Annotated in this window: 1 protein-coding gene; it reads right to left on the reverse strand. The window is 69.1% G+C overall.

The annotated features are described in order from the left end of the window. Nucleotides 1-75: 75 nt before the first annotated feature. On the reverse strand, nt 76-1,953 hold the full coding sequence (locus AB1460_RS37060) for a hypothetical protein (RefSeq protein WP_368967202.1): 1,878 nt from the start codon (nt 1,951-1,953) through the stop codon (nt 76-78). Nucleotides 1,954-2,091 lie beyond the last annotated feature (138 nt).

Raw genomic sequence — 2,091 nt, forward strand, 5'->3', positions numbered from 1 at the left:
AGAAGATCCTCCACTTCATCGAGGTCCACGACCGGACCGCCAAGCCCTACCGCTGGACCTACACCGGCGAACCCCTCAAAGCCGCCTGACGACAACCCCAGCAAGACTTACGCGGAGCTGCACTAGGGCCCTTGCCAGTACTAGCCGGCCCTGGTCGTGGTGTCCGGCGGTGGCCAGCGTGCCCGCCAGCGTGGTGAGGGCCTGTGCCTGTCGGGCGGGGTTGGTGATGGTGCGGGCGAGGGTTTCGGCCCGGTCGTGGTGTCCGGCGGTGGCCAGGGCGCCCGCCAGCGTGGTGAGGGCCTGCGCCTGTCGGTCGGGGTTGGTGATGGTGCGGGCGAGGGTTTCGGCCCGGTCGTGGTGTCCGGCGGTGGCCAGCGTGCCCACCAGCGTGGTGAGGGCCTGTGCCTGCAGGGCGGGGTTGGTGATGGTGCGGGCGAGGGTTTCGGCCCGGTCGTGGTGTCCGGCGGTGGCCAGCGTGCCCACCAGCGTGGTGAGGGCCTGTGCCTGTCGGTAGGGGTCGGTGATGGTGCGGGCGAGGGTTTCGGCCCGGTTGAGGTTGCCGAGGGTGGCCCATACCGCGGGGAGTTGCATGGGGATGTTGGCGTTGCGTTCGGTGAGGGTGTCGCGGTGTAGGGCGAAAAGAGCGAGGGCGTTCAGGTCAGACTCGTCTTGGTCGAGGATGGCGTGTTGGGTGGTGCGGATTTCGGTGAGGGCGGTGGTGTCGCCGCCGGTGATGTCGAGCATTCGGTCGTGACGTGCCCGGTCGGTAGCGAATTCGATCATGCGGGGGGTGTTGCCGGTGGCGTGGAGCATCTGGTGGTAGCCGCGGAGGAGGTATTCGGGGGTGCCTGTCGGCCAGTGTCGGGTGCGGTAGCGGTCGGCCCAGGTGTGGATCTGCTGCCGATAGTCGTCGAGGGCTCGTGTGCCGAGTTCGTCGATTGCGATCATGCGGATTTCTTCGTGGCCGAGGAGGTACAGGTCGGGGGCTTGTCCTGGCTGGTATCGGCTGCCGCGCAGGGTGAAGCTGCGTCCGGCGACGGTGCCGAGGAGCCGTTCGACCTTTCGGCGGGATTGGTTGGTGAGTTCGGCGAGGTCGGGTCCGCTCAGTCCACCGCCGGCGGCGGTGAGTAGGCCAAGGAGCTGGCGACCAGCAGGTGGGCCGTGGAGGAGTGCGTCCAGTTCCCGTTCCATGTCGCCGCGGATGACCGCCGCATAGCCGGATGCGGCGAGCGTGCGCGTCATGGCCGGGTCGCGGAGGGGATGGTGGTCGGGCACGTCGGGGGGGATAGGCGGGTTGACCCGCCCGGCAACAAGAATCCGCATGCCTGCCGGGGGAACGGTGGGGAGGAGCGCGGCGATGCTGTGTCCGGTCGGCCCGTTGACCCCCTCGTCTTCATCGAGCCCGTCGACGACGAGGACCAGTCGCTCACCGTGGGCGTGGCAGCGCTCGGCGGCGTCGGTGAGTAGGCCGAGGAACTGGGTGTCGCGGGTGGTGTCGGTCAGCGGGGGGAGCGCTTCACCGAGCAGGTCGCAGAGCTGTTCGATGACCAGGTCGGTGAAGGCGATCCGGTCGTTCTGGCTGGCGTAGCGGGCGGTGATGAAGAACGACACGACCCGCACCCCGGCCGGGGGGTACAGAACAAACCAGGACATCAGCGCGGACTTCCCGGCCCAGGCCGGTGCCCGCCACCAGATGTAGCCGGCCCCGGGTTGCTGGCACCAGGCCGCCAGCTCGGCGAGTTCCTCATCCCGACCGACGAGTTCTGGTGGTGCGATGCGGCGGACCTGTTCCCGGTAGGCCGAACGCACCTTCCCCGGTGGTGGGCTGGAGAAGTTGTTTTGGATCATGTCGCCGTGGAGGGTGCCGGCGGCTTGCCCGTGGGAGGCGTTTGCGGTGTTGGTCGTGTGCGAGGTTCCGGGGTGGGGCCGGTCGCCGCGGAACGGTGGGGTCATGCGCCGGAGCCGCCCCGGTTCTGGATCATGTTGCCGTGGACGATGCCAGCGGCCTGCCCGCCCGGTGCGGTGACATTCCCGATCTGCACACCGCCGGATACGGGGGGTGGATCGGGGGGGTCCGCGCTGTCGGGAGGT

Origin of the sequence: Parafrankia sp. FMc2, assembly GCF_041008525.1 — a bacterium.
Classification (GTDB): Bacteria; Actinomycetota; Actinomycetes; order Frankiales; family Frankiaceae; genus Parafrankia.